This window comes from Streptomyces sp. DSM 41931 (assembly GCF_050271085.1).
Taxonomy (GTDB): domain Bacteria; phylum Actinomycetota; class Actinomycetes; order Streptomycetales; family Streptomycetaceae; genus Streptomyces; species Streptomyces albogriseolus.
In genome coordinates this window covers 6190242-6215294 of the sequence record NZ_CP189902.1, presented here as the reverse complement: position 1 = coordinate 6215294, position 25053 = coordinate 6190242, and the positions used below count along the sequence as shown (strand labels likewise).

At 70.8% G+C, this 25053-nt stretch carries 19 protein-coding genes; 11 read left to right on the top strand and 8 right to left on the bottom strand.

The window, feature by feature from the left end; all coding sequences use genetic code 11:
• Positions 1-51 precede the first annotated feature (51 nt).
• Both ACP7TJ_RS28395 and ACP7TJ_RS28390 read right to left on the bottom strand, forming a co-directional pair.
• Positions 52-1623: a GMC family oxidoreductase gene (locus ACP7TJ_RS28395; protein ID WP_367559686.1), complete on the bottom strand. Its 1572-nt coding sequence runs from the start codon at positions 1621-1623 to the stop codon at positions 52-54.
• Positions 1624-1677: 54 nt separating this feature from the next.
• Positions 1678-3159, bottom strand: a complete 1482-nt coding sequence (locus tag ACP7TJ_RS28390; protein WP_427766363.1) for an aldehyde dehydrogenase family protein — start codon at positions 3157-3159, stop codon at positions 1678-1680.
• 550 nt (positions 3160-3709) lie between these two features.
• Between ACP7TJ_RS28390 and ACP7TJ_RS28385 the strand changes: the two genes are divergently transcribed.
• Entirely contained in the window at positions 3710-4624 is a 915-nt protein-coding gene (locus ACP7TJ_RS28385; protein ID WP_427766360.1) for a YceI family protein, read from the top strand.
• A gap of 354 nt (positions 4625-4978) precedes the next feature.
• Positions 4979-5671, top strand: a complete 693-nt coding sequence (locus ACP7TJ_RS28380; protein ID WP_093767529.1) for a class I SAM-dependent methyltransferase — start codon at positions 4979-4981, stop codon at positions 5669-5671.
• A 392-nt stretch (positions 5672-6063) separates the two neighbouring features.
• Here ACP7TJ_RS28380 and ACP7TJ_RS28375 read toward each other — a convergent pair whose 3' ends face one another.
• Positions 6064-6309, bottom strand: coding sequence for a hypothetical protein (locus ACP7TJ_RS28375; protein WP_401540607.1), 246 nt, complete (start codon positions 6307-6309; stop codon positions 6064-6066).
• A 1065-nt stretch (positions 6310-7374) separates the two neighbouring features.
• Here ACP7TJ_RS28375 and ACP7TJ_RS28370 point away from each other — a divergent pair.
• Positions 7375-7983 (top strand): hypothetical protein, encoded by a 609-nt coding sequence (locus ACP7TJ_RS28370; RefSeq protein WP_093767531.1) that lies wholly within the window; start codon positions 7375-7377, stop codon positions 7981-7983.
• Between the two features lie 272 nt (positions 7984-8255).
• Here ACP7TJ_RS28370 and ACP7TJ_RS28365 read toward each other — a convergent pair whose 3' ends face one another.
• A complete protein-coding gene (locus tag ACP7TJ_RS28365) occupies positions 8256-8393 on the bottom strand; it encodes a hypothetical protein (RefSeq protein ID WP_163080232.1) in 138 nt (45 codons plus the stop codon).
• Positions 8394-8846: 453 nt separating this feature from the next.
• On the opposite strand from ACP7TJ_RS28365, the gene ACP7TJ_RS28360 reads away from it, so the two are divergent.
• Both ACP7TJ_RS28360 and ACP7TJ_RS28355 read left to right on the top strand, forming a co-directional pair.
• Positions 8847-9014 (top strand): hypothetical protein, encoded by a 168-nt coding sequence (locus ACP7TJ_RS28360; RefSeq protein ID WP_176710854.1) that lies wholly within the window; start codon positions 8847-8849, stop codon positions 9012-9014.
• A 153-nt stretch (positions 9015-9167) separates the two neighbouring features.
• Positions 9168-10160 carry a hypothetical protein gene (locus ACP7TJ_RS28355; RefSeq protein ID WP_427766353.1) on the top strand — a complete coding sequence of 331 codons (993 nt, stop codon included), beginning with the start codon at positions 9168-9170 and terminating at the stop codon, positions 10158-10160.
• Positions 10161-10438: 278 nt separating this feature from the next.
• On the opposite strand, the gene ACP7TJ_RS28350 is transcribed toward ACP7TJ_RS28355, so the two are convergent.
• Both ACP7TJ_RS28350 and ACP7TJ_RS28345 read right to left on the bottom strand, forming a co-directional pair.
• Positions 10439-10864 carry a DUF2690 domain-containing protein gene (locus ACP7TJ_RS28350; RefSeq protein ID WP_244353697.1) on the bottom strand — a complete coding sequence of 142 codons (426 nt, stop codon included), beginning with the start codon at positions 10862-10864 and terminating at the stop codon, positions 10439-10441.
• 492 nt (positions 10865-11356) lie between these two features.
• Entirely contained in the window at positions 11357-11716 is a 360-nt protein-coding gene (locus ACP7TJ_RS28345) for a hypothetical protein (RefSeq protein ID WP_401540598.1), read from the bottom strand.
• A gap of 203 nt (positions 11717-11919) precedes the next feature.
• Between ACP7TJ_RS28345 and ACP7TJ_RS28340 the strand changes: the two genes are divergently transcribed.
• Positions 11920-14790, top strand: coding sequence for an ABC transporter substrate-binding protein (locus ACP7TJ_RS28340; RefSeq protein WP_427766349.1), 2871 nt, complete (start codon positions 11920-11922; stop codon positions 14788-14790).
• A gap of 95 nt (positions 14791-14885) precedes the next feature.
• Here ACP7TJ_RS28340 and ACP7TJ_RS28335 read toward each other — a convergent pair whose 3' ends face one another.
• The gene (locus ACP7TJ_RS28335; protein ID WP_427766346.1) at positions 14886-15950 is read right to left on the bottom strand and encodes a GNAT family N-acetyltransferase; all 1065 of its coding nucleotides are present in this window, start codon (positions 15948-15950) and stop codon (positions 14886-14888) included.
• A gap of 30 nt (positions 15951-15980) precedes the next feature.
• On the opposite strand from ACP7TJ_RS28335, the gene ACP7TJ_RS28330 reads away from it, so the two are divergent.
• The 4 genes from ACP7TJ_RS28330 (at position 15981) to ACP7TJ_RS28315 (ending at position 20297) form a co-directional block, all read left to right on the top strand.
• On the top strand, positions 15981-16445 hold the full coding sequence (locus tag ACP7TJ_RS28330) for a MarR family winged helix-turn-helix transcriptional regulator (RefSeq protein ID WP_189912683.1): 465 nt from the start codon (positions 15981-15983) through the stop codon (positions 16443-16445).
• 112 nt (positions 16446-16557) lie between these two features.
• A complete protein-coding gene (locus tag ACP7TJ_RS28325; RefSeq protein ID WP_427766343.1) occupies positions 16558-17373 on the top strand; it encodes a M23 family metallopeptidase in 816 nt (271 codons plus the stop codon).
• A gap of 154 nt (positions 17374-17527) precedes the next feature.
• Positions 17528-18358, top strand: coding sequence for an SAM-dependent methyltransferase (locus ACP7TJ_RS28320; protein ID WP_427766340.1), 831 nt, complete (start codon positions 17528-17530; stop codon positions 18356-18358).
• Between the two features lie 1015 nt (positions 18359-19373).
• A complete protein-coding gene (locus ACP7TJ_RS28315) occupies positions 19374-20297 on the top strand; it encodes a hypothetical protein (RefSeq protein WP_427766337.1) in 924 nt (307 codons plus the stop codon).
• Between the two features lie 129 nt (positions 20298-20426).
• Here the strand turns inward: ACP7TJ_RS28315 and ACP7TJ_RS28310 are convergent, their stop codons facing one another.
• A complete protein-coding gene (locus tag ACP7TJ_RS28310; RefSeq protein ID WP_427766334.1) occupies positions 20427-21953 on the bottom strand; it encodes a hypothetical protein in 1527 nt (508 codons plus the stop codon).
• 284 nt (positions 21954-22237) lie between these two features.
• Here ACP7TJ_RS28310 and ACP7TJ_RS28305 point away from each other — a divergent pair, with 284 nt between their 5' ends.
• Positions 22238-25015, top strand: a complete 2778-nt coding sequence (locus ACP7TJ_RS28305; RefSeq protein WP_427766331.1) for a glycosyl hydrolase — start codon at positions 22238-22240, stop codon at positions 25013-25015.
• The last annotated feature ends 38 nt before the right edge of the window (positions 25016-25053 follow it).

Genomic DNA, 25053 nt, shown 5'->3' with positions numbered 1-25053 from the left:
CGACACCGCAGCCGCCGGAGTTCTCATGTGTCGCGGCGGGCCGCGGACCGGTCACCGCGCCGCCGCCCCGCCGGCCGGGCCGGGGCGCCCGGTGATGAGGTCGGCGGCGCGTTCGGCGGCGAGCAGCACCGTCACCATGGGGTTGATGGTGGGCATCGTCGGGAACACCGAGGCGTCGACGACACGCACGCCTTCGGCGCCGCGTAGCCGCATCTCCGGGTCGCACACGGCCATCGGGTCGCCGGCGGCGCCCATCCGGCAGGTGCCCGCCGGGTGGTAGACGGTGTGGGCGGCGCGGCGGCCGTACTCCGACAGGCCGGCGTCGGAGGTGACGTCCGGGCCGGGCGCGACCTCGCGGACCAGCCACTCCTTCAGCGGATCCGTCGCCGCGACCTCGCGGGCCAGCTTGAGTCCTTCCACGATGGTGCGCTCGTCGTGGCCCTCGGGGTCGGTGAAGTAGCGGAAGTCCAGGGCGGGATGCTCGGACGGGTCCGCACTGCGCAGCCACATGCGGCCGGTGGAGCGGGCGCGGGGCACGTTCGGCGTCATGCACACCCCGTGCTCGGGGACCGGGTAGCCGAGCCGTTCGGTGTTGACGGTGAACGGCACCTGGTAGAAGTGGAACATCAGGTCGGGCCGCGGCTGGTTCTTGTCCATGCGCAGGAAGAGGCCGGCGTCGGAGTCCATCGCGGAGTTGGGCGGCAGCGGGCCGCGGGTTTCCCAGACGATCACCGACTCGGGGTGGTCCAGCAGGTTCTCGCCCACGCCGGGCAGGTCGATCTTCACGTCGATGCCGAGGCGGCGCAGGTCGTCGGCCGGTCCGATGCCGGACAGCATCAGCAGCCGCGGGGTGTCGATCGCCCCGGCGCACAGCAGCAGTTCACGGGTCGCGCGGACGGCGGCGGGCTCGCCGTCCGCGCCGCGCACCGCGACCCGGGTGAGCCGTCCCGCCTCGTCGGTGAGCAGCCGATGCGCCCAGGTCTCCAGCTTGAGCGTGAGGTTGGGGCGGTCGAGGACGGGGTGCAGATACGCGACGGAGGCGGAGGAACGCTTGTTGCCCTCCGGCTCGTAGGCGAGGGAGAAGAAGCCGGTGCCGTCGGCGAAGGGTTCGGCGTTGAAGTCGTCGATGACGGGGACGCCGGTGGCGCGGGCGGCGGCGGTGACGAAGTCCTTGGCGATGGGGTTACGGTCGGCCTCCGCCACCGGCACGATGGTGGTCTGCAGCCGGTCGCGGTACGGCAGGATCGTGCCCGGGTCCCAGCCGGTGCAGCCGGCGGCCACCCAGTCGTCGAGGTCCTGCGGCAGCGGCAGGAAGCTGATCAGGGTGTTGTGGGAGGAGCAGCCGCCGAGGACGCGGGCCCGCGAGTGCAGGATGTGGGAGTTGCCGCGCGGCTGTTCGACGGTCGTGTAGCCGTAGTCGAACTCCGAGCCGAGCAGGTTGATCCAGTTGCGCAGGCGCAGGATGCGGTCGTCGCCCACGTCGCTGGGTCCGCCCTCGATGACGCAGACGCGGCAGTCGGGGTCCTCGCTCAGGCGGGCGGCGAGCACACAGCCGGCGGTGCCGCCGCCGACGATGACGTAGTCGTAGGCCGACTCCGCGCCGTGAGGGGTGGTGGAGGCCATGGGCTGCCTTTCTTCGGAACCGTGGGGTGGAGGGGCGAGCCGGTGTGTCGCGGCTCAGTCGCCACCGCTCCCGCCCTTGAACCAGCCGGAGGGTCCCGGGGTGAGGTTCTGGTAGATGTGCTTGGCCTCCTGGTACTCGCGCAGGCCCGTGGGCCCGAGCTCGCGCCCGACGCCGGAGCGTCCGAAGCCGCCCCACTCGGCCTGCGGCACATACGGGTGGAAGTCGTTGATCCAGACGGTGCCGTGCCGCAGCCGCTGCGCGACCCGCTGGGCGCGACTGGCCTCGGAGGTCCAGACGCCGCCGGCCAGTCCGTAACGGGTGTCGTTGGCGAGTTCCACGGCCTCGTCCTCGGTGCGGAACCGTTCGACGGTGACGACCGGCCCGAAGACCTCCTCCTGCACGATGCGCATGGAGCGGTCGCAGTCGGCGAAGATCGTGGGCAGCAGGAAGTAGCCGCGGCTCAGGGCGGGGTCGTCGGGGCGGGTGCCGCCGGTGACGAGCCGGGCGCCCTCCTCCTTGCCGAGGGCGATGTAGCGCTCGACCTTCTCCCGGTGCTCGGCGGAGCTGAGCGGCCCGCTCTCGGTGCCCTCCTCCAGGCCGTTGCCCAGCCGGATCCGGCGGGCGCGTTCGGCGAAGGCCTCGACGAACCGGTCGTGCAGCGAGTCCTCCACCAGCAGGCGTGACCCGGCGGAGCAGACCTGGCCCGCGTGCAGGAAGGCGGCGTCGAGCGCGTAGTCGACGGCGGCCTCGAAGTCGACGTCCGCGAAAACGATGTTGGGGTTCTTGCCGCCGAGTTCCAGGGCGATGTTCTTCGGCCCCTCGGCCGCGGCGGCCATGATGGCGCGCCCGGTGGCCAGGCCGCCGGTGAAGGACACCAGGTCGACCTCGGGGTGGGAGGTCATGGCCGCGCCGACCGTCGCCCCGGAACCGAGGACGAGGTTGGCGACGCCACGCGGGGCGCCGGCCTCCTCGATCAGCCGGAACAGCGCGATGGTGGTGAGCGGGGTGATCTCGCTGGGCTTGAGGACGATGGTGTTGCCGGCCGCCAGCGCGGGCGCCACCTTCCACGAGGCTTGCAGCAGCGGATAGTTCCAGGGGGCGATGAGCGCGCACACCCCGACGGGCTGATGAACGACGCGGCTGAGCACGTCAGGCCCGACGTCCACGACGCGTCCGCCGTCCTTGCCGGCCAGCTCGGCGAAGTAGCGGAAGGCGTTGGCCACGTCCTCGACGTCGAAACGGCCCTCGGCCAGCGTCTTGCCGGTGTCGAGGGTCTCGGTGCGGGCGATCTCGTCGATGTCCCGCAGCAGCAGGTCGCGCACCCGCATCAGCAGGTCGGCACGGCGCCGCGTGGGGGCGTTCGCCCAGTCCTCCTCGTCGAAGGCACGGCGGGCGGCCCGCACGGCCCGGTCCACGTCGGAGGCGTCGGCCTCGTCGACGGTGGTGATGACGGAGGCGTCGTACGGATTGACCACCTCCCGCCGCCCTCCGCCGGCGGCGGTGGTCCACTCGCCGTCGATGTACAGCTCACCCATGGCGGGCGCCTCCTTCGCATCCGACCGGTTCCGGCTCGGGCGGCCGGCCGGCAGCACGGCCCATCGTGCGGTTCGCGGCCACGGCTCGCACGGCCACCGCCGCGACCGGGTGGTCCGGAGTGACTCGGCCGGGCTAGCGCTGGACCGGGACGGGCCGCCCCTGAGGGCGAAGGAGGACGACGCACGCGTCAGGCGCGGCGGCGGGGCTCGCGCGCTGTGTGGGCCGCGTGACGGGACCGCAGACCACGTGTGAATTCTTCACGCTGCCGCGTGGCGTTCACCACAGCACCGCCGCAAAGCATCACGGTCGGCGAAGCGACACACCCCGTCGACGGCCGGAATGACGGGGGTTCACCTCAATAGCGGCACGTGAACGAGCCGTTTCGTACGCCACCCCGATGACGGACCGCTCCCCTCGACCTGCTCTATGATCGTTCAATAATTGACTTCATCACGCTTGCAACTGCTCCCTGACGGTGTCCGGTGACCATGAACGCATCCGTCGGTGCGCGTCCCGTCGCGGTGACACGCAGGAGGAAAGGTGAATCGTATGGCCCTCGGACTGCTCCGGCGCCGACGTTCCCGCAGCGGTCCCACGGCCGCATCGGGCGTGCCGCTGACCCTGCCGGCCGGCGCCGGCGCGTACGGCTGCGAGGTCGTCGATCCCATGGGACAGCCCCTGGGCGGTGCCGAGGTCACGGTGACCGCCCTGGACAGCCACCGGGTCGCCGCCCACGGCACCACCGATCCGTACGGCCTGTTCATGGCGGCGCTCCCGCCCGGTTCCTACAGTGTGATGGTCACGGGTGAGGGCCTCACCCCGGCCCGCAGCGACGTCGACATAGCCGCTGACACCGCCCTTCCCCCGGCGCGCGTCGTGCTGCTGCCCGCACGCCAGCTGGAACTGCCGCCACCCGGCACCTGGCTGTTCGATCCGCCGCACACCGCGATCCGCTTCATCGCCAAGCACGTGGGCATGGCCCACGTCCACGGACGCTTCACCCGCTTCACGGGCGGAATTCGCATCGCGCCGGACATGCGCGACTCCCAGGTGTCGGTGCGCATCGATGCCGCCAGCATCACCACGGGCAACAGGACCCGTGACAACCACCTGCGTTCCGCCGACTTCCTCGACGTCGATCACTACCCTTACATCGACTTCACCAGCACCCGGTTCGTCTACCAGGGCGGATCCAAGTGGACGTTGAACGGCACGCTCACCATGCACGGAACCAGCCGCTCCGTGGGGCTGGACACGACGTACCTCGGCACGGTGAACGGCGGTTACGAACAGGAGCTGCGCTGCGCGGCCCTGGCGAAGACGGAGCTGCACCGCGAGGACTTCACGCTCAACTGGCGCTCGATGCTGGCCCGCGGCATCGCGGTCGTCGGTCCGACCGTGCAACTGGAGCTGGACGTCCAGGCGATGTACCGCACCTCCGAGACGCCTACGCCCCCGGAGTAGGCCGGCACCGCTCTCACGGAGAAGCCGCACCGACGTACTCCGGTGCGGCTTTTCCCTCTCACGGATCCGGCAGAGCTCTCATCAGCACGAGCCCCGGCGGTACGAAATCCCCTGTTCCCGGCGGGAGAGCCGACGGTCCCCCACCTGGATGCGACACCACGTCCGGCACCGCGAACCCTCATGGATCCGAGCGGGGCACATCCGGCGCACGCTTCATCCCACGGCTACCGATACGACCGAAACCCGTGTGTTCAACACGTGTTTCGGCTCGTTGAACCCGGCGGGCGGTCACCACACACTCACCGACCTGCACGATCCGCCCCCAACAGGGGCGCCCTCGGGACAGGAGCAGCCGTGACGCACATCGAACAGCAGACGCGTTCCGCGTGGGAAACCTACGGGCAGCACCATGTGAAGCGCGGTACGCCCTCGCCCGACCTGGACCGGATCACCTGGGGCCCCGGCCTGGACGGACCGGGCGACGAGGTCCTCGGCGACCTGGAGGGTCTACGGGTCCTCGACCTGGGCTGCGGTACGGGGCGGCACGCCGCGCATCTGGCCCGCACCTACGGCGCACGGGTCGACGGCGTTGACGCCTCACCCAGCCAGATCGAACGGGCCCGCGTCCACCACCCCGACGTGCCGGGTCTGCGCCTGTTCCACGCGGACGCCGTCGATCACCTGGGCCAGGCGGAGCCGTACGACGTGATCTACTCCGTCAGCGCGGTCCACTTCTTCGACCCGCACCGCCTTTTCCCGGCCCTGGCCGGTTCATTGACCCCCGGCGGCCGTCTGTACTTCACGGTGTTGCACACCAACTCCGACGGTCACGGCCCCAGTTCGACACTGTCGCCCCGCCCCGAGCTCCTGCACCTGGCGGGCGGCGGCACCCTCACGCTGCATATGTGGGTCCTCGCCCCGGACCTGTGGGAGTCCCTGCTCACCCGACACGGCCTGGAGGTGTGCGGCGTCACCGCCCTGGACGCACCGGACGAGAGCAACCGGGCGTCGTACCGCCTGTTCGAGGCCCGGCGGCCGGACAACTGATCGGCGCTGTTCTCCCCGTGCTCAGCGGGACGCCAGGCCCTCCAAGGCCTGCACCGTGTCCGCCAGGCCGTACGGTCGGGCCGTCCCCGGGACAGGGCGGCCCGACCAGCCGGGGGCGTGGGGGGGCAGGAGATCCGCGGGGCGTACGCATCCGCGCACCCCTTGTCACGGTGGGGGGACGACGAGGCGCGGGACGACGGTCGGGCGGTCATTCGGGACTGTCGACTCCAGCCCTCACGGCTTCGTGCGCGCCCCTTTCCCCTCGCGCGAGGAGACGACGGGCATTATGTGACGCCCATCACCCCAACTCCGGGCGGATGCCCTGTGTCTCCCTCCCCGTCCCAACTCCCCGCGCATCCATTGCCGTGCCTCCAGGCGCGCATCGCGGCAGCTCAGACGCTCGCCCACGACCGATTGCCGAGGACACCGTGCGGATCACGCCCCTGAACCCCGAGGATCCGTCCGTGCTGGGCGACTTCGAACTTCTGGGACGGATCGGGCACGGCGGCATGGGGCAGGTCTTCCTCGGCGAGTCGTTGGGCGGCGAGCCGGCCGCGGTGAAGGTGATCAAGCCATCGGTCGTTCTGCCCGAAGCACCGCAGGATGCCCGTCTCGCTCTCACCGTGAGTCGTCGTCACCGGTCCCCTCACCTCGCCACCCGCACCACACCCGGCCATCACTCACAACTCACTGCAAAGGCACGCACCGTAACTTTCGCGCCACTTGGTGCCACTTCGCCCGTACCGGGGACGAGCGTCCGCCCTCCCCCGTACAGCCCCCGCCTGTACACGCCCTCATGCCAGGACTCCGCCCCCGCCGACCTGCCTATCGGCGGGGACCTGCACGTTCATCCCGTGCCTCTGCCGCTTGCCGGAGCAGAAGGGGCGGCCCGCGGCCATGTAATGGATCGGCCGAACGTGCCCTCCAGGAGCAGCACACCTCGTCGTCGCGGTGCGGGCGACATCGGCCAAGGGCTGGCTGTGCGGGCGACAGAGCGACAAGGAGGTCGATTCCGCGGAGCAGTGGGCATTCACGCCCCGCTGGACACCCACCGCCGCCGCCACTCCCAGCACCACGGCCGGTACCGCCCACGGCCACCGCATCACGCCTCCACCAACAACGGGGACGGGCTCACGCGGCACCAAGCTCACATGGCCCGCCGGTCCGACCAGCACTATGAGCCGCTGCTCACGCCAATGGGCGTCCCTCCAAAACAAGTCCGCGTCCGACGGCGACACCTCGACCACGGGCGTCCGCGCTGATCATGTGAGGCCGGGAAAGGCAAGGGGCCTGGTTCGGTCCCGGGCTGCCCGTCGGAGACCGGAGGCGAGAGTGCGGGCGCCGGGCAGGCGGAGATGCTGTCGGACCATTCAGCTGTGTTTCCGCTGCGCTCTTCGAGATGCACGACGAATGGAGCGCCTCACCTCGCCCCCGAAGGCGATATGGGGGACATTTACCGTTAACTCTCTTCTAGTTCCTCCGCACTACCCAACGCACCCACATGCACCGCCAGTTGATCACCCGCACCATGACGAGGGATACTGCTTGGCGGGCGCGTGTTCCCGACCGAGTGGCGCTCGCTGCAATATCCTCCCGCACGGGCCACTCGAAGCCCATATACCCAACGATTACTGGGCAGTTGACCTCAGGGTTTCGTGGTAGCGTCCTCGCTCAGAGGGACAGTGCAACCTGAAAGGGAAATCGTGAACACGGAGAAGATCGCCGCTCGCCGCCTCTCGCTGGAAGAGGTGACGAAACTCGGCGTGAAGGACAGGCTCTTCGTTTCCGCCGACACGGAAGAACTCAAACTTCCCGACTGCTATGTCCCTGCTTTTCTGACCAAGCCCGGTGAGCATTTCGAGGGCGGCTCGATCACGGCGAGGACCGTATTCCAGGAAGAGGTCTCCTGCCTTCCCGACGACGAGAACGAAGCCGGGATCTACGTGGCCGACGAGAGCGGTCCGGTGACCATCGAGGTCCTCCAGTCCGCCGGTGTCGTGCTGGACCTGGCACTCTTCGTCCCCGGTGGGGACAAGGGGTCCCTCACGGCCCTTTACGCCGCGGTCCGACAGGCGTTCGGCGCCGACGTCGTGCAGATCTGGCGCCAGGGCCTCAAGGCGGTTCCCGACGTGAAGGTCGACATCTTCGAGGAGCAGATCCCCCGGGGCCGCAAGGCGAGCGACAGCCCCAAGCGTGACCGTCGCGCCATCGACACCTACCCCACCCGTGCGGACTTCATCGAGTTCTCCACGGGGTGGAAGCCGGTCGTTGAGATTCACAAGCCGGTAGTCGACGACACCCCGACCATCTGAGGCGGCGCCACCTCTCGTCCCGCCCGACCGGAATCCAAGCCTGAAGTCGTTCTGCGAGAGCCCACAGGGCTTCAGTGCCGGTTGCGATCTCATGAGGTACGAGCAACGACCGAGGGCCGCACTCCCCGCGCGGGGAGTGCGGCCCTCGGCGCATGGGGTGACAAGGGCCAAGCCGCCGCGCGGCACGGTGATGAGCTCCACGGCGGGGCCCTTCCGGCGTGACATCCGTCCGAGACCCCACCGCTTCGGCCGGCCGTCGGCGTCCCGGATCGTCACACCCAGGGGCCGACGGCCCCGTAGAGGTCGATTCCCGCCTGCACGGTGCGCAGCGTCCAGTAGGTGGCCGTCATGACACCCGCCACGATGACGCAGCCCGAGCGGAACGTGCGCCACCCCTTCTTCTCGCGCATATGTGACCTCTCCCTTCGACATTCCTGGTGGAGGACCAGGGCCTCGTCCGTCATCTCAGGACCCGGGTGCTCGAGATGGGGAACCGCCGAGGAGTCGTACCGCGGCGATATCCATGAGATCACAGGGGATGTGTTACCCGAAATGGCGTAACACGACGGGGGTGACCATCAGATAAGCCGCTGAATTAATGACTTACGGTCGTGTCTGGGTCTGGTCGAACCGGCGGCCCGTCTCGGCAGTGAGCATGTCGGAAAGACTTACGGCGGGGCGGCCGAGCATGTCTGTCATTGTGCGCCGTTGGCGCTCGGTGAGGGAGACGGTGAAAATCACTGCGTCGGCGTCGGCCTGGTCACGGGCCGACGCCACCTCGCGAACTTTCCCGTAGGCCAGCGGGGTTCTCGAGGAGTAGGGCGGACTCAGCTTCCGGGCCCACCGTCCGAGACGCCCTGGCGTTGCACGATCCGCGCGACGACCCGAGCGCCGTGCGCTGCCAGTCTGTGGCCGCCGACGCCATGAGTGTGTCGAAGTCCTCCTGCTTCGCGGAGCTCGGCACGGGCCCCTACCCGGGCGAGAAGGCCACCCGGGAGAAGACCGAGGCCGCCTGCCGCGCCGCCCCATGACACTGCCCCCGCGGCCAGGCTCTCCGAGGCGGGCCAGGCCGGAGACTACTGGTACATGTGGTCGAACTTTGGCGCATGGACGCAGGGCGGAGATCACATCAGCTGCTACGTCGTCACCGCCAGGGGCACCGCCCCCAGCAGGTGACGAAGTCCGTGACCAGGCCGGTCCGGAGCGGCGGGGCCACCCGGCCACCCGGCCACCCGGGACAGCCTCCACTTCTGTTCACCGGTCGCGGCGTCGCCGGCGGCCACCCTCCTGCCACCGGCGAGCTCGAAGGAGGGCTCTCCGCGGGCGCGTACACGGCGACCGTCGCCGCGACCATCGGCAGCCTCGGAGGCGCCTCGCCGGCGACCGTGCCCGTGGCCGTGGCCGTGGCCGTGGCCGTGGCCGTGGCGACCATGATGGTCGACGTCGCCTTCATCAGTCAGCTCCAGCTCCGCCTGGCCTACGACGTCTCCGTCCTCTACCGGGTGCCGATCGACGTGCACGACCCCGAGGACCTGTGGAAGCTGATCCGTGTGGCCTTCACGATCAAGAGCGGGGAAGCGGCCAACAAGACCGTGGTCAAGGCGGTCCCGATGGTGGTGCGGCCGCTGGTCAAGAAGTTCTACTCGGGAACGGTGCTCAACGCCGGCAAGGCGCTTCCCGTCGTCGGAAGGCACCTCCTGCAGCGCAACGTCATCAAGATCGGCATCCCTCTGATCGGCGTCCCCCTCGCCGTCCTGCTGAACCGCTACACCACCCTCGTGGCCGGCCGGCACGCGCGGGCGGTGTTCCGGAACGAGGCGCGGATCATCGAACTGGCCGAGGGGCTGAGCGAGCGCAGCCGGCACCCGGAGCTGATGCTCTGGGTCGCATGGCTCGTCCTCCGTGCGAACGCCAAGCCCGCGATCGCCGACGACGAAGCGCTGCTGATGCGGCATCTGGTGAGGGCCGTCCGTGAGCGCCACGGCGTGGCCGACGAACGACTCGCCCAGGTCGTCGACGTCGACCCGGCGGACGTGTGGAAGCGGGTGGCCGACGAGACGGGCGACCTCAGCGACGTGCTCGACGCCGCCGAGCGTGTGGCCACCGTGGACGGCGACCTCGACTCCCGCGAAAAGGCGATTCTGGCGGAGCTCCGAGAGCGGTGTCGCCGGGGCTGACCCCGTCCGCACGACAACACCCGCCGCAGGGCGTCGCCGCGGTGACCGCGCTCGCGCGGTCACCGCTCCGAGCCCACGCGTGACGCTCTGCCTGCCCAGTCGACGTGTCCTCTCCACCGCCACTCCCCGAACCGGTCGGTGGGCGCGCAGGAGACGTGCATCCTCAGACGGACAGCGGAACGCCCGTACCGGCCCGGACGGTGATCGAACTGTGCACGCTCGACGGGATCACGGGCCTCCGGGATCACCGGGATCAGCCGGGCGGCATCCGGATGCGGTCACCGCCAGGCGGTCGCCTCGGTGCCGTGAATGCAGTAGTACTCGTACGTGCCGGCGCCGCCGGCCTTGGGGACCGCACAGGCGCTGACCTCGAACTCGTCGTCGCCCACGTGCACCATCGGGGTGTACTGGTCGTCGCCGTAGTTGATCTCGGCGGCGCGTTTGGTTCCGCCGGACACCTCGACCGTGACCAAGTCACCCTTGCCGCCGTGCTCGATCTTCGCCCACACCGCCTGGCATTCCTCGCTGTAGCGAAGCTGGAGGACAGCGGGGTTGCCAGTGGCCGGCTTGAATGTGCGCGCATCCTCGTCGCAGCCCTGACGGCCGGGGTTCTTGCCCTCACACGCCTCGCCCGGACAGGTCGGCTCCTCCAGCATCCGGTTCAGAAGGTGTTCCCCGAGCGGGGACAGGATGGCGGCTGTCAAGGAACTGACGATGGCCACGGCGTACGCCACTTTCGTCGCGTTGCTCAACCGGCGCCGTCCTGCGGGCTGCTGGGAGTCGAGAGAGTGCGGGGCGGACGCGGAAGGCTGTGCCGAGGGTTCCTGGGGCGTTGCCGTGCTGTCGTCGTTGCTGTTCGTGGTCATGAGAACCGCCTGGTGCTGTGACTGGGAAAGGCAGAACCCGCCCCGCGGGATCACGGGGAGCGGCGCACACCGGGAGGCACGGGCTGCATATGCCCGGCTCATGTCGTCGGTGGTCGTGTGCCTCATGTACCGAGCAACGACATTCGCCCCGCCCGGGCAACGGGCGCGCGGGAACAGCAGGAGGGCGCGCGGAGGCGCGCGAAGACCCTGATGGAGCCTCGGCCGTGATCACGCCGAACAGGCAAGGATGTCAGCCTTCCCAGATACGCTGACGCACGATGTTGCGTCCGCGGCGGGTGCGTACCGAGACGTGGACGGAAGCCGCCCTTCCTACCGCATCCGCAAGGCGCGGTCCGAGGAGTTCGGGCGCCGGTGCCAGGGGTCCCGGACAGCGGTCGCGCTCGCCGCACCACGGCAGCAGACGTTCTCGGTGACCGCGGCGTCGTACACGGTGGTGATGTTGGCGTGGTGCAGGCGGGCGGTTGCCTTGGCCTCCCGCTCCAACCGGGCCAGAGCGGTGGGGCGCCAGTCGGGCAGGGCCAGCAGGTCCGAGGCGACGGTCTTGACCGCCACCGGACGCTCCAGGAACACGTCCGTGCCTTCCCAGACGTGCCCCATCGCACCTCGGCCGAGCACCCGGTCCAGCCGGTACCTGCCGCGCAGGACCTTGCCCGCGGCGAACTGCTCCACTGTTCACTTCCCTCGGTACTCCCCGTGGCAGTGCCGGGGCGATTCGGCCGCGGGAAATCCCCCCTCTCAGCCCCACCCGTTGTCACAGGCAAGCGTTATTCTCGCTGAGCGCTTGTGACACGTGTGTCGTACGACAACGGGGGGTGTCCATGCACGGCCGGGACCAGATGTTCCCGCAGGACTGTCCGGGAGGCCACCAGGGCATGTCCACGGGGGCGGGGATCGACGTCCAGCGGCAACTGGAGTCGCTCATCCAGGACTTCCGCGCGGGCGACCCCCCGATGCCGGTGATCGTGCTGCACGCGGAGGACGCGGCCGACGACGACCGCGTGACGGAACTCGTCGACGAGCTGCGCGAAGGACAGCAGAGCCACGGCACGCGTCTGGCCGTCGCGCCCACCGAGCCGCCGCAGGAGGACCCGGACCTGGACCCCACCGCCCAGGCCGTGCGGCTTCTGCGCGACCTGGGCGACAGCCGGAAGTGGGGCGACCGTTCCGCCTCCTACCGCCCCTACTCCTTCCCCCGGCTGGGACTGGTCCGGGCTCTTCAGGACGCCACCGACGACCCGGACATGGACGAGCACTGGCCGACCGCCCCGGCAGGCACTCCGGACGGCAACGCCCAGCGCGAACAGGCCCAGACCCAGCTGCTCCGCATCCTCGCCCGGCAGCGCTGGCGGCCTCGCAGGCCCGCGCGCCGCAATCGTCAGGCGCTGCTGAACGACGTGCAGCAGTTCCTCCCCGCGGGCGTCCTGGGCGCGCTCACCTCCCTGCTGACCCGCCCCGAGTGGTACGTCGCCGTCCTCGCGGGCATCGGCCTGATGATTCTGCTGGCCGCGCTGAACCACGTGCCCGGGCGCGCGCCCCTCTTCCTGTGGCTGCGCAGGGAGAGCCGCTGGTTCCTGACCACGACGTTCCTCCAGTCCGCGGCCCGTCGGCAGTCGACCAGCGTGCGGCTGCTGCGGCCCGTTCGTTCCTGGCGCGCCATCGCCGCCCGCGCCTATGACGTCGCCGAGGCCATGCGCGAGGGCGGCGTCTTCCCCCTCCAGCTGTACGTGCTGGCGCTCTTCGAGGACCTGCGGGACAACCACCGGCGCGCGAGCTGGGACCTGCGCGGCCTGAAGCGGACGCGGCCGCCGGTGCTGATCCTGCGCCAGGTGAGCCGGGAGAACGGCGGCATCGAGCTGATCAAGGCGGTCAGCGACGTCCGCAGCCGGCGCAGCGAACTGGACCCCCTGCTGATCGTGGCCGGCGTGGCGGCGGTCGACGCACCCCTGCTCGACCGGGGCACCGACACCGGCGCATCCCCCGCCGGGCCCAACTCCCGTTCCCCGCTGCTCTCCCACCCCGCCCGCCTGCAGCAACGGCTGCGGCACTGGTACGACGAATGGGCCGGGAACCTGCGCGCCGACCAGTCCCCGAGCCGGACGAACGCCCTGCCCTGGGTGCTGCGCATAGCCCTCCCCCACGAGGAGCTGGTCCAGTTGCGGCAGGCGGACTGGCGGTGCGTGCGGGCCAGGCACCGTCCGCCCGTGGCCCGGATCGTGTGGTCGGCGTACAGCCTGGCGCTGGTCCTCGCGCTGGCCGCCACCGTCGGTGTCGTACACGCCCGTGACCTGCACCGCACGTACTGTTCGGCGGGTCTGCTGACCGCCGACCGCGACACCGAGCTGCGCCCGGCGCCGGGCGGCGGCACGGAGTGCGTCGGCATATCGACGGGCGACGTGCGGTTCGGTTCCCACCTGAAGGGCGGGTCCGACTCGGAGGGCGGACGGCTGCGCGAGCTGGAGAAGCTGGTGCACGCCGAGAACGCCAAGGTGTCGCGCGAGAATCCCCGCGCCTACGTCACGGTGGTGTACGCGGGCCCGCTGAGTTCGGCCACGGTGGACCCGTCCCTGGTCAAGGGCGCGGAGGAGCTGGCCGGCGTCTACCTCGCCCAGCGCGTGGTGAACGAGAACTACCGCGTCAAGCTACGCGTGTTGCTCGCCAACGGCGGTGCGGACATGGGACACCAGCGCTTCACCGCCGACGCGATCGCGCGGTACGCCGAGCGCGATCCGACGGTCGTCGGTGTCGTCGGCTTCGGTCGCGACCTGCAGAGCAGCCCCGACGTGACGCGGCGGCTGCAGGAGGCGGGCCTGCCCATCGTCTCCGGCACCAACTCGGCGACGTATCTGCCGAAGGACTTCTCCAACTGGTTCAGCCTCGCGGCCCCGGACGAGCACCAGGCGGAGGCGCTCGGTCTGGTCGCCCAGCAGCTCCGCGGCAAGGGCGCGGCCCCGTACGCCCTCGTCCTGGCCCGTGACACCAAGGCGTCGCAGGACCGCTACACCAGCGAACAGGCGTACTACGGCGGGGAGATGCTGCGTAAGAAGGGCTTCCGGCTGCTGCCCTCGCGGACCTACCGGGTGGCGAACGGCAAGCCCGAACTCCGGCTGCACGCGGAGAGCATCTGCCGGGGTGAGGACGTCCCCTCGGTCATCTACTTCGCGGGACGCGTCGAGGACATCGGCCCGCTGATGACCCAGCTGGGGGTCGAACCGGGCTGTGCCAACCGCGAGATATCGATTCTCACCGGGGACGACCTGAGCAAGGCCAAGTTCTCCGGCACGGGCGGCCGGGACGGCGTGGCCCCGCGCATCACGCTGTACCACGCGGCGCTGGCGGAACTGCGGGAGGCGGCGTCCGGGACCGCCTTCTACCAGGACGCGGCCCAGCACCTCCCCTGGCTCGAGCCGGGCGAGGCGACCTACGACGCCCCCGGCTTCGCCAGCGGCCAGACGGCCCTCGCCCACGACGCCACGCGCGCGCTGTACTGGGCGGCGAGCCTCGGCGACGTACGCCAGAGCCGTGCGGCGACCTGGGTCAATCTCAGGGTCGTCAAGCTGGAGGGCATGGCCACCGGCACGATCGACTTCACCGACGCGCCGCTGTACGGCGAACGCCACGGCCACAGCATCGTCCTCGCCCGCGTCCGCAGGACGCCGGAGGGGCTGTCGAGGGCGGAGGTGCTGTGCAGCAGGCCGGCGGGGGTCGGCGAGCCGCTGGATGTGGAGCAGTGTTCGATCAAGTGAGGCCGCATGGGCCGTGACCGGTCGACTGGTTCAACCGCGCTCCCAGCGCCGCCTGCGCCGCCTGTCCGGGGCGGGCAGACACCGGTGGCTGGCGTTCAAACGGTCACGGCCTTCACCAGGTCCACCGCCCCGTCGTCCCGCGCGCCGGGCAGCACGGCGTAGCCCTGCCGTCGGTAGAGGGCGAGGTTGCGGTGGCTGGCGGCGCCGGTGGTCAGGAGGACGCGGTGGCATCCTTCGGCGGCCGACTCGGCGAGGCCCAGCAGCCACCGCCCCACGCCGAGGCCGCGCAGGTCGGGGGCGACGGCGAGACGCCCGATGTGCAGGTCGTCGCCGTCCCGGCGGGTGCGGACCATGCCGAGCAGCCGCCCGTCGCGCCACAGCCCCGTGGCGTCCCACTCCGCCAGCCAGGCGCGCACGTCGTCCGGGCTCTCGTGGAGCGCGGGGATGTCGAGGGTGTCGTTGACCAGCGCCTCCTCCAGCCAGCAGCAGCGCTGCAGCACGGTCACCTCGGCCGCGTCGTCCGGAACCAGACGCCGGACGTAGGAACCGGGGAGCGGGCCCGGCAGGGCGTCGGCGTGTTCGCGCTCGCGCATCGGGCTCAGGGCGTGGGCGACCCGTACCAGCTCCGCCAGCAGTCCTTCGGCCGCCTCGGCGTGGCGCGGCTCGGGGGCGAACCGGTCGTCCCTCATCGCGTCGGTGATCCGTATCGCGACGGTCGACCCCAGCGGGACCAGGCGCAGGGTGGTCACCACCTGCTTGGCGTGCTGGACCGCGCGGGTGCCGGCGGAGGTGTGGCCGTAGCTGACGAAGCCGGCCGGCTTCCAGGCCCACTCCGGGCCGAGGTAGTCAAGGGCGTTCTTCAGGGTGGCCGGCATGCCGTAGTTGTACTCCGGCGTGACGAAGACGAACCCGTCCGCCTCGGCGACGATCCGGCTCCACCGGCGGGTGTGCTCGTGCTGGTGCACACCGGTCGACGGGTGCTCCTCCTCGTCGAGGAAGGGCAGGTTCACGTCGCCGATGGCCATCGGCACGAGGTCCACGTCGAGTTCCTTGGCGACCGGGGCGAGGATGTCGGTCAGCCATCCGCCGACGGCGGGGCCGAGCGCGCCGGGCCGGGTGCTGCACGTCAGGACGAGTATGCGGAGCCGTTTCGTTGTCATGGAAACGAAATTAGCCGCTAGATTGGTTCCATGTCAACGAACAGGAGAGAAGACGAGGTCCGCTGGCTCACGGCCGAGGAGGAGCAGGCCTGGCGGGCCTTCCGCCGCATGGTGATCGCGGTGCAGACCCGGACGGTGCAGGACCTCGCCGCCCACGGTCTGTCCGAGCCGGACTACGAAGTGCTCAGCACCTTGTCCGAACGTCCCGAAGGGACCAGCACGTTGCACGAGCAGGCCGCGAAGATGGGCTGGTCGAGGAGCCGCCTGTCCCGGCACGCGACCCGAATGGAGGCACGCGACCTCATCCGCCGCGCACCTGACCCGGCGGACGGCAGGGGCTGTCTGCTGGTCCTGACCGAGACGGGGTGGGACACGCTGCGCCAGGCCGCACCGACCCATCTCGACTCCGTACGGCGGCACTTCGTCGACCGGCTCGAGCCGGAGGAGCTGGCGGCGCTGGGACGCATCGCGGAGAAGATCGCCGACGAGCAGTAGGGGGCGAGCACGGCCGGACGGTCTGTCGTGGACGCATCAACTACGGCATCCTGATCGCCGTCCGTGTCCGTCGACATCGCCGTGCGACGCAGATCGCAGTTCGGAGACAGCCGTGAGATCGATACGCCTCGCCCTGATCGGCCTCATTGCCCTGGTCGGCAGCCTGCTCGTGGCGGCCCCCGCCCAGGCGGCGCCCGTGTTCAAGGCGCCCTTCGCCTGCAGCCAGAAGTGGACGTACAGCCACCACTCGGCCGAGGTCCGGCAGGCGCTCGACTTCGTCCGCAGCGACGGCGGCGCCACCAGCGGCGCGCCCGTGCTCGCCTCGGCGGCCGGGACCGCCACCCGGCACTACGAGGCCAACGGCGCCGGCAACTACATTGTGATCGACCACGGCAGCGGCTGGAAGACCTACTACTTCCATCTCAACGCCTTCTCCGTCGCCAGTGGCGCCTACGTCGGCCAGGGACAGCAGATCGGGACGACGGGCAGCACCGGAAACAGCTCCGGCGCCCACATCCACTACGAACAGCTCCTCAACGGCGTCGGCCAGCGGATCACCATCAACGGAACCGCCCTCCCCTACCCCGGCTCGTACGGCAGTTACCACCTGACCAGCGACAACGGCTGTGGTGGGGGCGGCCGTTACTGGGTGGACACCTTCGCCGACGCGACGGGCTACGCCCAGCCGAACACCGACGACGCGCAGGGCGTCCTCAATGCGGGCACCAACTACGTGTACTGCAAGGTGTGGGGCCAGGAGATCCGCGGCGCCAACGGCACCTACAACCACTGGTGGCTGAAGACGGACCTCGACATCACCTACGCGGGCAAGAACGGGCGCGGGGCGTACGTGTCGGCGTACTACTTGTCGCGATGGGGGAACGACGAGGCGCGGGACAACGGCGGGGCGGTCATCCCGGACTGCTGACTCCCGCTCCTCGGCGCGGTGGGCGCCTGCCAGGCGTGGCAGCGGGTACCGGCGTTCAGGGCGCTGCGCCGAGGCGACGCGGTCCCGGAACCCGTCCGCCCGGATCCGCCCGGAATTACGGAACTTCCGCGGGGAGGCCGCCTCACGGGAGAAAATGGCCGGCATGACGGTTGAAGGCCCCTCCATCGACTGCACCAGGCCGAGTATCGCCCGCGTCTACGACTACCTGCTCGGCGGGAAGGACAACTACGCGGTGGACCGGGAGGTCGGCGACGTCTTCCTCCGCGACCTGCCCGGCTCGGTGGCCATCGCCTTCGCCAACCGCGCGGCACTGACACGGGCGATCAAGGAGATCGTGACGACCACCGCCATACGGCAGTTCATCGACCTGGGCAGCGGTCTGCCGACCGCGGACAACGTCCACCAGGTCGCGCAGCGGCACGCCCCGGAGTCCCGGATCGTGTACGTCGACAACGACCCCCAGGTGCTGGTCCACGGCTGCGCGCTACTGGAGCAGAACGACCGGACCCGGGTCGTGCGGGCCGACGTACGCGCCCCCGAAGACGTCCGCACCCACCCGGACACCCGGGAACTGATCGACTTCGATCGTCCCGTCGCCGTCGTCCTCAGCGCCGTTCTCCATCACGTCAACGACGAGGAGGAGCCGGCCGGGATCGTCCGCTACTGGCGGGACCACGTGCCGTCCGGGAGTCACTTCTTCGTCAGCCACTTCCGTTCCGGCCACAACCCGGAGACCGCGGAGGCGGAGCGGGTCCTCCAGCGGACCTTCGGCCGCGGCCGGTGGCGCACCGACGAGGAGATCGCCTCCCTGCTGGACGGCCTGGAGATCCTCGACCCCGGGATCGTTCCCGCGCCCCTGTGGCGTCCCGACACGACCGGCAACCGTTGGAGCGCCGACGGCGCGCAGCCGGAGCTCAGTGTCTGGCAGCACCTCATCGTCGCCGGGCTGGCCCGCAAGGCGTAGTGGCCCCGGCGAGCGGCGACCCGAGCGCCTGGCGCCGGGCGGCCGGCGACCGGACGCGCTACCGGCCCACCCTGGTGGACGACGGCGTCACGCTGCCTCGCACCACGATCCACCAACGCGGCCGACCGACAGCCCAGGCCCCCCAGCCGCCCAAGTACGCGCGCCCACAACCCGGTTCAGACGCGTCTCCGTCGTCGTGACGGCCGTCGCGCGCGGGCTCACCGAGAGGGACGGGTTGTCACCCGAAAGCGTCACCCTGTGCCATGTCCCCTCCCCTTCACTTCGGTGCCGCATACCGTGGGCCCTCGCCCGGACTCCGCTCGGCAGAACAGGGGAGCGGCGGTGGTACGCAGGTCACGGGAGACGGAGGAAGAACGGGATGACACAGGCCGCCACAGGGAGCGAGCCGGACGAACGGGTGCCGGGGCGCCGGTGGACCGTGCGCCTGGACCCCGTCGGCCGAGGCAGCGCGGAGGTGCGCGTCTCGTGCAGCCGACCCGCCTGCGCCGAGCGGCGTCTGCCCTCCGCGGCGGCAGGCCGTACGGCCGCCTTCGCCCACCTGACGGCGCACCTGCGCGCCACCCCCGCCCCCCGAGCCGACACCTACTGCGCCTGCCGGGCCGACGGCTGCCGCGCCCACCTCCCCGACACCGACAGGCATGCGCGTACCGCACAACCCTGGCGGTGCGGCGGTCCTGTCGTCCTGGCCGTGATCACCGACCGGGCAGGACGCTGGTGGCAGGCCCTGGAGTGTTGTTCACGGTGTGCCGCCGCCACTCCCGGGGCCCGGACCGCGGCCGCCTCCTCTCCGTCCGCACCCCGGACCGCCGGCCGCCCGACCCCCGCGGTGGCGGGCACCGTCGCGGGCACGCCACAGTTCTCCGACCAGCAGGTCACCACCCCGACGGGAGGTCCGGCGCCCCTCCCCGTACCCGCGCCCCGCCCCCGACCCGCGCGGCGTCGCCCGCCGGAGGCGAGGGTCGGCCGGCGTGTCATTCCGCGCGACCTGCGGCCCGTGTCCCTGCGGGACGAACTCACCGAACTCGGTGACCTCTTCCGCGCCTACCAGAAGCGCCCGGAACCCGACCTGGCGCTGCTGGCCGATCTCCAGGAACGCAAGGCCCGCGCCTTCCTCACCTGGTCCGACGTCAGTTGCGACGTCACCCTGCGGCTGGCGGCCAAGCGCGCCGAGCAGGCCGCCGCCGTCATCCGGCGCCAGCACCAACACCGCACCGGCTGCGTCCCGAACGGCGAGGAACCGGGCGTGGCGCGCCTGCTGACCGGGCCGCCGCAGTGGGAGTACGTGCGCTCCGTCCTCACGCACGTGGCCGGCCACACGCCGCTGCCCGGAGCGGAAGCACGGCTGCTGGTGCTGATGCTGACCCTGCGCACCGCGCACTCGGGCACCGGCAACCTCGTCGGCCAGGACGTCAACGCGCTGGGCCTGACCGACCCGGAGGACCTGGTCGAGCAGCTGACCGGCTGCGGCTGGCTGTCCCTCCCCGGCACCGTCGGCGACCTGCTCGCCTCCCGGCCGGAGAACCCCACCCCGATCACCGTCCCCTCCCTGGTGCCCGGCAAGGACGGGACGGGCCCGTTCACGTTCGGCAGGAAGACACGGCCCAAGCTCTCCGGCTGGGCTCAGAGAGTCGTCTCGGACAAGAAGCTCCGCAAGGCCAAGGCGCCCGCCGGCGCCCGACTGCTCGCCGTGACGCTGGCCACGTGGACGGACGACGTGGGGCGCCTCGGATCCGGCGGCCGGGGCGTCACCCTGGACGCCCTCACCACCCGAGTCCCGGTCGACGCCGACGAACTGCGGGACCTGATCGACCGCCTGACCGCAGCGGACTGGCTCACCGACGCCGCCCTCACCGACACCCACCTCACCGGCCGGCTGACCGAACGCGTCCTCCCCCTCACCTGCCCCCTGCCGGATTGAAGCGTTTCCCCCGTCGGCGTGCTCGGAGAACGCGACGTCGGCGGTGGTGCGTCGCTCGGAGCAGCGGACGAGGAGGCCGTTTCGGCAGTCAACGCTTCCCGGCGGGCCGGCAGCCCGCCGCGTCCGTCCTCAGCCGGCCTCTCGCACGCGTGCAGTGGTCCGCTCGGCGAGTTCACGCACGCCCTTGGCGGCGTTGTCCGAGAGCTCGTCGAGTACGGCGTCAGCGGCGGTGAGGAGGGTACGGGCCTCCTCGGAGCGGCCCGCGTCGACGAGGGCGAGGGTGAGCCGGTAGTGCTCCTCGGCGATGAAGCGACCGAGGTTGACCCGCTGCCAGTGGCGCAGCGAGTCGTCGCCCGGGGTGGCCAGGGCCTCGCGCACGGTGGCCAGGCTGTCCACCGCCTGCGGCAGCCGGCCCGCCTCCCGTTCCAGGCGGGCGAGGGTGTGCCAGGCCGAGGCCCGGTCCCATGCCGTCTCCTGGAGAGCGGCGTACAGGCGCTGGGCGCGGAGCGCCTGGGGAAGGTCGCCGAGCTCCTCGAAGTCCTGGGCGAGCGCGCTCAGTGGAGCCGTGTCCAGGGTGTGGGGCGCCCATGGGCGGCGGAGTCTGCTCTGGTCCATGACGATGCTGTCGAGTTCGCGGATCAGCGTCACCCGCGCGAGCTCCGTCATCCCCTGGTCCCGCGCCAGGTCGGTCCATGTGGAGACCGGCTCGTCCGACGGGGCGGTCCCGACCATCGACTCGTCGAGCTCCCGCGCCCACTGCCGCAACTCATCCGCGTCGGCGCCCGGTTCCGGCACATCGCTCAGGCCGCACGCCGTGTCGAAGTCCGTCTCGCGGACGTCGAGCAGCAGCGGCAGATCACCGATGTCCCCGTGGAGCCCCACCAGCACGGCCGCGAGCCGCAGTTCGTCCGTCATCGAGGACCGTGTCTCATGCCGCAGCAAGTGCCGCAGCAGCTCCAGGTCGTCCTCGGCGCGGTCGAACTGCGCGGCACGCAGGGTGATCCGGCGCCGGACCGGGTCCTCGGCGACCTCACGCCACGCCGTGCGGTCGCCCTCCCGCAAGCGAGCGAGATCGGCACGGCCCGCCGCGAGCACGGGCTCCCACAGCGGAGGCCCGGCCGGGCCCAACCGGTCGTACGCGCAGCCCTCCTCCGCGTTGAGCAGGACGAAGTCCGGCTCGGTGCGCAGCAGCGCGGCACGCAGCCTGCGCACCAGCTCGACCGGAGAGCGTTCCGGGAAGCCCAGCGCCGCACGGAGCTCGGCTCGCTCCTCGTCGATCCCGTCGTACTCACGGATTTCGTCCTCGGTCTCCGCGAGACATGCCAGGACCTTCTCCTCGCCGTCGTCCGGCGACAGACGCGTGCAGTCACGCCAGCCGGGCAGGCCGATCACGACTTCCAGGGCCTCGTCGACACTGGAACCGATGATCCCCGCAGCGCCCTCCGAGTCGGCGTAGAGCACCAAGCCGTCCGCGCACAGGAAGTACGTGCCGCCGGTAGCGTCGCCGGCCACCACCTCCAGCGGCCCGCCCGAGGCGAGGCGGACCTCCTCGACATGGCCGTGGACGGCTCGGTCGAGGTCGAAGTCGAAGGTAGAGGCGGCCAGTTCGGTCAAACGGCGGTCGTGTCGCAGCATCCGGAGCGCGTGGTCGGTCATGTCACGGAAAGTAACACCGCCCACTGACCGCGGACTCGCGGCCCCCGCTCGCCGGACCAGAGTCTGATGTCGACCGGCGTGCCAGGCGTGCCGGTCCGCGCAGGGGAGCAGGGCGGGATAGGTGGCGCGCGACGCCTCGAAGACCTGACGACTTTCAAGTCCCGTACAGGTCGGTTGTGTTCAAACTATTGACACGTGAAATACACCGGCTTTACGTTCCGGCCATCTGAGAGCACGTGAGAGCGCTCTCAGAGACTCCCCCCAGTCACAACCTGAGGTGACTCATGCCATCCCCACGCACCAGACCGGCAACCGTTCTGCTGCTGGCGTCGGCCCTCGCCGTCGTCGGCCTGGGCCCGGCCGCCGCCCCCGCGGCCGCCGCAACCATTCCCGTAGGCGCGGGAAGTTACTCCGACACCCGGCCGCCCGGAACGTCCGGCCCCACGACCAACACGGGTACGCCGGTCACGCCCAAGGTGACCGCAGCCGCCCGGAACCGCCCCGTGCCCACCAACGACTGGTGGTCCTCCCTCGCCTTCCAGCGCTACGGCGACAACCCGTACTCGACCCCCATGTACGGGCACCCCCTCACCTACCAGGCCACCGCCGGCGGACTCGACGTCGGATACCCGACGACGCCCGTGATCACCGGCGACGGCCGCCAGTACGAGTTCGCCCACAAGCGCGACCTGACCATCGGACTGACCGGCCTCAACTCCCCCGACACCAAGGCCGACGCCTGGTCCGACTGGACGGTCACCCCCTACTGGTCCGACGGAACCCGGACCCTGCGCACCACCATCGGCCACGGCTCGCCGTTCGTGTACGCCAAGGGAACCGGCGGCAACGCGCAGATCACCACCGCCGGCGCGCCCAGCGTCTTCGCCGACCAGGGCAACGTCCTCGGCATCACCGTCGCCGGACACCACTACGCCCTCTTCGCCCCGACCGGCAGCGACTGGAACGTCTCCGGCTCCAGCGTCACCGCGGGTCTCGGCGGCAAGGACTACTTCTCCGTCGCCGTGCTGCCGTCCACCGGCGCGCTGGCGACGTTCAAGAAGTACGCCTACAGCTTCGTCACCGACTCGAAGGTGACCTGGAGCTACAGCGGCGGCACCGTCCGGGCGACGTACACGCTCACCACCGAGGCGAAGGAGGGCACCGAGCGCGGCACGCTCCAGGCCCTGTACCGCCACCAGTGGCTGCACACCACCGACGCGCTGACCTCGTACACGTATGTCTCGCCGCGCGGCACCATGAAGGTGCGCGAGTCGGCGTCCTTCACGACCACCCAGAAGGCGGCTGCGGTGCTGCCCGCGCTGCCCAAGTCGGGCGGTGTGGACGCCACCAGACTGCGCGGCTACCTGAACGACGTGGTGAACGCCTCCGACCCCTTCTCCGGTGCGGTCGACACCTACTGGACGGGCAAGGCGCTCGGCCGCCTCGCCCAACTGGTGCCCGTGGCCGACCAGATCGGCGAGACCGGCATCCGCGACCGGATGCTGAACCTGATGAAGGGCAGGCTGCAGGACTGGTTCACGGCGGGCGGCGCCAACGAGTTCAGCTACGACCAGGCGTGGAAGACGCTCACCGGTTACCCCGCCTCGTACGGCAGTGACACCGAGCTGAACGACCACCACTTCCACTACGGCTACTACGTCTACGCCGCGGCGGTCATCGCCCAGTACGACCCGTCGTGGGCCGCGGACTCGGCGTGGGGCGGCATGGTCAAGGCCCTCGTGCGGGACACCGCGAACCCGAGCCGTACGGACTCCGCGTACCCGTTCCTGCGCGGCTTCGACGTCTACGCGGGCCACAGCTGGGCCTCCGGCCACCAGGGATTCGCCGCGGGCAACAACCAGGAGTCGTCGTCCGAGTCGACCAACCTCAGCGCGGCGCTCGTCCTGTGGGGCTCGGCGACCGGTGACACCTCGCTGCGCGACCTGGGCGCCTTCCTGCTGACCACGGAGGCGGAGTCGATCGCCCAGTACTGGTTCGACGCCGACGAGCAGGTCTTCCCGTCGTCCTTCGGCCACGACACGGTCGGCATGGTGTGGGGCAGCGGCGCCGCGTACTCCACGTGGTGGACCGCGAACCCCGAGGAGATCCACGGCATCAACGTCCTGCCGGTGACCGGCGGTTCGCTGCACCTCGGCGGTGAGAAGGCGGCGATCCGGCGCAACCTCGCCGAGATGGAACGGGAGAACGGCGGACCCGCCGTCGAATGGCGCGACCTGCTCTGGGAGTTCGAGTCGTTCGCCGACCCGGATGCGGCGAAGGCCAAGTGGGACGCCGGCAACGGCGGTTACACGCCGGAGGCGGGCGAGTCGAAGGCCCACACCTACCACTGGATCAACACGCTGGCCGCGGTGGGCGCCCCGGACGCCACGGTGACGGGTGACATCCCGACCTCCGCGGTGTTCACCAAGGGCACGACCCGGACGTACGTGGCCCACAACCACGGTTCGACGGCCCGCACGGTGACCTTCTCCGACGGCAAGACGCTGTCCGTGCCGGCCCGCTCCACGGCGACGAGCACGGGCACCGGCTCCACGGACCCGGACCCCGACCCGGATCCGCCGACCGGCAACACCTTCCAGCTGCGCGCCGGCGGCGTCCTCACCACGGCGACCGGCGGCACGGCGGGCAGCGACACGATCCCCTCGGGGAACGGCGCCAACCACGACGGCACGCCGTACCAGCCCCTCGTCTACGAGGTGCGCGGCGTCAACGGCACCCTGACCTCGGGCGGCCAGACCTCCTTCCGCCTCCAGGTCGACGCGGGCACGACGGTCGGCCTCGGCCAGCAGGCGCGCGTGAGCTACGACTTCACGGGTGACGGCACGTTCGACCGGACGGAGACGTACCACTACTTCGCCACCGACCCGGTGACCGGCTGGGAGGAGTACACCCAGGCCCGCGGCCTCAAGTCCGCGACGGGCAGCCTGAGCGACCTCAGGGGCGGCACGGTGCGCCTTGAGGTGTGGAGCGCCATCGGCAACGGGGCGTCGAAACTGCAGACGGGGACGGACAAGTCTGTGGTGGTGATTCCGTACAGCTGAGGTGCTGTGAGCTGTCGGTGGGGACCGGACCTGCGGGA

What these genes read in the sequence shown, in the direction of transcription:
- ACP7TJ_RS28395 (WP_367559686.1), bottom strand. Translation starts at nt 1,623, where the DNA reads ATGGCCTCCACCACCCCTCACGGCGCGGAGTCGGCCTACGACTACGTC.
- ACP7TJ_RS28390 (WP_427766363.1), bottom strand. Translation starts at nt 3,159, where the DNA reads ATGGGTGAGCTGTACATCGACGGCGAGTGGACCACCGCCGCCGGCGGA.
- ACP7TJ_RS28385 (WP_427766360.1), top strand. Translation starts at nt 3,710, where the DNA reads ATGGCCCTCGGACTGCTCCGGCGCCGACGTTCCCGCAGCGGTCCCACG.
- ACP7TJ_RS28365 (WP_163080232.1), bottom strand. Translation starts at nt 8,393, where the DNA reads ATGCGCGAGAAGAAGGGGTGGCGCACGTTCCGCTCGGGCTGCGTCATC.
- ACP7TJ_RS28340 (WP_427766349.1), top strand. Translation starts at nt 11,920, where the DNA reads ATGTCCACGGGGGCGGGGATCGACGTCCAGCGGCAACTGGAGTCGCTC.
- ACP7TJ_RS28335 (WP_427766346.1), bottom strand. Translation starts at nt 15,950, where the DNA reads ATGACAACGAAACGGCTCCGCATACTCGTCCTGACGTGCAGCACCCGG.
- ACP7TJ_RS28330 (WP_189912683.1), top strand. Translation starts at nt 15,981, where the DNA reads ATGTCAACGAACAGGAGAGAAGACGAGGTCCGCTGGCTCACGGCCGAG.
- ACP7TJ_RS28320 (WP_427766340.1), top strand. Translation starts at nt 17,528, where the DNA reads ATGGCCGGCATGACGGTTGAAGGCCCCTCCATCGACTGCACCAGGCCG.
- ACP7TJ_RS28310 (WP_427766334.1), bottom strand. Translation starts at nt 21,953, where the DNA reads ATGACCGACCACGCGCTCCGGATGCTGCGACACGACCGCCGTTTGACC.
- ACP7TJ_RS28305 (WP_427766331.1), top strand. Translation starts at nt 22,238, where the DNA reads ATGCCATCCCCACGCACCAGACCGGCAACCGTTCTGCTGCTGGCGTCG.